The 3,616-nt window shown below is 65.7% G+C and carries 5 protein-coding genes and 1 pseudogene; 2 read left to right on the forward strand and 4 right to left on the reverse strand.

The annotated features are described in order from the left end of the window. A partial coding sequence (locus tag GC106_RS46880; RefSeq protein ID WP_173142667.1) for an integrase core domain-containing protein occupies positions 1-167 on the forward strand: 167 nt, incomplete at its 5' end. On the opposite strand, the gene GC106_RS46885 is transcribed toward GC106_RS46880, so the two are convergent. Further along, positions 156-662 (reverse strand): MFS transporter, encoded by a 507-nt coding sequence (locus GC106_RS46885; RefSeq protein ID WP_173142668.1) that lies wholly within the window; start codon positions 660-662, stop codon positions 156-158. The two genes, GC106_RS46880 and GC106_RS46885, sit on opposite strands and share 12 nt — an antisense overlap. Then, on the reverse strand, positions 659-808 hold the full coding sequence (locus GC106_RS46890; protein ID WP_217281866.1) for a transposase: 150 nt from the start codon (positions 806-808) through the stop codon (positions 659-661). The genes GC106_RS46885 and GC106_RS46890 overlap by 4 nt, the downstream gene beginning before the upstream one ends. A gap of 80 nt (positions 809-888) precedes the next feature. On the opposite strand from GC106_RS46890, the pseudogene GC106_RS49655 reads away from it, so the two are divergent. Beyond that, a pseudogene (locus tag GC106_RS49655) lies at positions 889-963 on the forward strand (hypothetical protein); the annotation flags it as partial. A gap of 504 nt (positions 964-1,467) precedes the next feature. Here GC106_RS49655 and GC106_RS46900 read toward each other — a convergent pair. Together GC106_RS46900 and GC106_RS46905 are read right to left on the reverse strand one after the other, a co-directional pair. Then, the gene (locus GC106_RS46900; RefSeq protein WP_173142669.1) at positions 1,468-1,791 is read right to left on the reverse strand and encodes a hypothetical protein; all 324 of its coding nucleotides are present in this window, start codon (positions 1,789-1,791) and stop codon (positions 1,468-1,470) included. Position 1,792: 1 nt separating this feature from the next. After that, the coding region (locus GC106_RS46905) for a polymorphic toxin-type HINT domain-containing protein (protein ID WP_217281867.1) at positions 1,793-3,616 on the reverse strand (1,824 nt) is incomplete at its 5' end.

Consider the following 3,616-nt stretch of genomic DNA (forward strand, 5'->3'; position numbering starts at 1 on the left):
AATTCCTCTACGCCCGCACCTGGACCAGCGAACAACAACGCACAACCGCCCTCACGGTCTGGAATGTGCACTACAACTACCATCGACCCCACACTGCCGCCGGAAACCAGCCACCAGCCACCCGGCTGCGCACCGGCGTCACCAACGTCATGGCCTCATACAGCTAGCCGTGTAACGGTCTGCCGCGGCAGGTCGGCCTCCGTGGCGACGGCGGCGCCGAGGGTGTCACGGGCGGCGGCGGCCGTTTCCGGTGGCAGGCCGGCTGGCATGGTGTCGGTGAGTTCTGCCCGGTACACGGCCACATCGACACTGCCGAGGACCGCCATCCCCAGGGCGCCCCCGAGTTCGGTGCCGGTCTCCGACAGCGCCGAGGCGCTGCCCGCCCGCTCCGGTGGTGCGCTGGCCACGACCAGGTCCGTGGCAAGCGCGACGACCGCGCCGACACTGGCGGCCATGGCCGTGCTCCCGGTCACCAGGACCGCCAGCCCGCTGTCCACCCGCACGCCGCTGATGAGCGCGAGCCCGCTGGCCGCGAGCACCAGCGCACCGATGATGACCAGACCAAGACGTATCCTCCTGGCCAATGCGGCGGCGGCAGTGGTGCCTGCTGCCATTCCGACGAAGCTGGGCGCCGACCACAGCGCCGCGGTGAGCGAGCTCATGCCGAGCACCAACTGCAAGTACTGCGCGGACGCGAGTCGGTCAGCCGGGCGAACGCGGTGGCTATCTCGTGTCGCCAGGGCCAGTGCTGGTTGATACGCAGCCACGTGCGGCGAGCAACACGGGTGATCCGCGCGGCGACATGCATCAGCCGGTAACGCAGGGTTTTCGGTCCTGCGTGCTGACCGGTGTCCGGATGCCCCGTATGAACGCATCATCGAACGCTGGGTGAAGACACTCCGCGCGGAACTGCTGGACCGCACGCTGATATGGAATGAGACCCATCTCCGACACGCGCTGCGTGAGTACGAGCGGCACTACAACCTGCACCGAACCCACCGATCACTCGTCGCTACGGCACCGCTGCGCGCCCGGCCCCAGGCGCTCGAACCTGACCGGATCGACCGCCTCGCCGTACGCCGACAGGACCGTCTCGGCGGAGCCATCCACGAGTACCGACACGCCGTTTGACCTGCGTAGATAAGGTTTTCAGCACGCACAAGGCTGGCGTTGATCTCCCACACTGCCTACCCACGCTTCAAGCGTGCGGTGTCGGTGCGCGAATTGATGGAGGCCTTCACGCCGCCCTGACGAGCCCACATGGGCTCGCGGCAGGACGCAGCACGACTGGTACCTGCTGCGTGATTCGGCTGAAGTGCATCCAAGCTACGCTCGTGGCTGCCGTTCTCGCACCTCGATGCGGACGCTACGCATCGATCTGTCCGAGCAGTTCGGTTTACCCTGAGAACTGCTCGGACAAGATCCGCAACTCCACCGCCCGCTCAACTTCGACGGGCGAACGGGCACTCAGGTTTCGTTTACCCGATACAGGGCGTGCTTGTATTCGCCGGTGGCGACGAGCTCCGTCGCCACCGCGAGCATCTCCTGCACACCGGGTGAACCGATGATCACCAGGTCTGGCCCGACTCGGAAGTAACGACCGTCCAGGCACTCGCCCGTATCTCGCCAACGTTGCATGATCCGACCGACCTCAGCGTAGGTGAGAAACGTAGCCGACCACTTGGTGCCGTCAGGCAGAGTGATCCAGACGTCCGCGTTGGCCACGGTCGCTGGGTCATCATCCCCCAGCGCGACTTCCAGCGTCAGGCTGTTTGTGGTGATCCTGTGCATACTACTTACCGTACAGTTCCTTCAATCTCGCGATTACTTGATCCTCATTCGCCTTGCTCGCCTTCGCCACAACCTCCATAGCGCCTTCGCTGTTGATCCTGAAGAAGACTCGGCCACCATCCCTTCCTCGCAAGTAGGACAATCCTGTCCCCGGAAGAGGGGACGTACCGAGACCGGGGTTCTTGTTGCCGCTCATGAACTTGCCGATCAGCTCGTCAAGTTCCTTCTGCACCTTCTGGTCGCTGCCGGCCTTCTCGGCCGCTTTCACCAAGAAGCTGTCATTCTTGATCAGTGACTTGACGTCACAGTTGTGGACGAGTAGTTGTGCCTTGGTGATGTAGTAGTTGTGGTCGCCTTCGACCTCGAAGTTGTAGACCGTCGTGACGACCGGCTGCACGGTGACGGCTTCGACGACCGGCTTCCCGCCGCTGAGGGATTGGAACTGGTCGCCGACGGCGACTTTGCCCGCGTCGACCCATCCCTTGCCGACGACCCAGAATGGGTGCTGCGGCGTGACATGAACGTTCTCGCCTACTGAGATGGTCAACATCTCGGTAGCATGTTTGTTGAACAGTCCCTCCACCCGTCGCAGTTGCGAGCGCCCGGTGGAGATCTGGCGTGCCCACACGTGGTCGCCGACAGCGATCTGTTCAATTGGCTTCGACCCGTTCGCGACCGCCACCGGTGTGCCTGCTGGGAAGCAGTTGCACGGGATCCGCTTGATGTCGGCGAGGCCATTGCGCAGGCGGTTGAGCAGGCCCTTGCCCGCTGCCGCGCCTTCGAGGAACTTCGCGAGGCCACCAGCGATCTTGGTGATCGCCGCCGCGACCGCAGGGATCTTGGCGATGAGCAACAGCAAAGAGCCGACGTTGACCACTGTCCACAGGCAGCTGATTACGTCGCCTTCACCAAAGCATTTCTTGGCTTCAGGTTCACCGATGAGCTCGAGAAGGACTTGACCGCCGTGCTCCTTGATGAAGTCGATAACGCCCTTGTTGGCGTCTGCCATGGCTCTTTCGTACTGCTCGATAAGTTCGTCGCCGCCTTGGTACCTCAGCATGTCGCGCTCGTCCTCGGAAAGACCAGCGGCGCCTTCGTCGATCGAGCCAGCTTGCTGACGTCGCCTCTCCTCCTCCGCCTTGCGGGCGGCTTCTTCGGCGCGGTCGGCTGCTTTGCCTGCTTCGACGGCGGCGTTGTAGGCGTTTTTGGCTGCTTCGGCGGCGTTGTCGGCGTGTTGTTGGGCGCTGTCGGCTGCGGCGGCTGCTGCGGTGGCGTCGGTTTCGGCGCGGTCGGCGGCTCCTCGTGCTGCGGCGGCGTCGGCTTCGGCTTTGGTGGCGGCGGAGCGGGCGGCTGCGGCGTCGTGTTCGGCCGCGGCGGCGGATCGTCCGGCGAGGGCGGCGTCGTGGGCTGCGGTGTTGGCCGCGTTGCGTGCGATGCGGGCGTCTTCGCGGGCTTGGGCGTCGGCCTGGTTGGCGCGAGCTGCCGCGGCCCGGGCGGCGGCGCCGTCGGCTGCTGCGTCGGCGGCTGCTTTTTGGGCGTCGGCGGCGGAGCGGGCGGCTGCCGCTGAGGATTTGGCGGCGGCTGCGGCGGCGTCGTAGGCGGGTTTGACTTCCGCGGCGGCCCGGTCGGCGGCTTCTTGGGCTAGCCGGGCGGCGTCGAGTGCTTCGGCGGCGCGGCGTTCGGCCGCGGCGGCTTGTTCGGCGCCGACCGCGCGGGCTTGTTCGGCGACCCGGACGACGAAGTCGGCGTCGATGTCCTGGCCGGTGAACGGCGCGACCACGGTGATCGCGGTGTTGGCTGGTTGGGTGATCGCCTGCGACGAGGC

This window comes from Kibdelosporangium persicum (genome assembly GCF_013280595.1).
GTDB classification, from domain to species: Bacteria; Actinomycetota; Actinomycetes; order Mycobacteriales; family Pseudonocardiaceae; genus Kibdelosporangium; species Kibdelosporangium persicum.

Coding starts and splice junctions, on each gene's coding strand:
- GC106_RS46890 (WP_217281866.1), bottom strand. CDS start 808: ATGCATGTCGCCGCGCGGATCACCCGTGTTGCTCGCCGCACGTGGCTG.
- GC106_RS46900 (WP_173142669.1), bottom strand. CDS start 1,791: ATGCACAGGATCACCACAAACAGCCTGACGCTGGAAGTCGCGCTGGGG.
- GC106_RS46885 (WP_173142668.1), bottom strand. CDS start 662: ATGAGCTCGCTCACCGCGGCGCTGTGGTCGGCGCCCAGCTTCGTCGGA.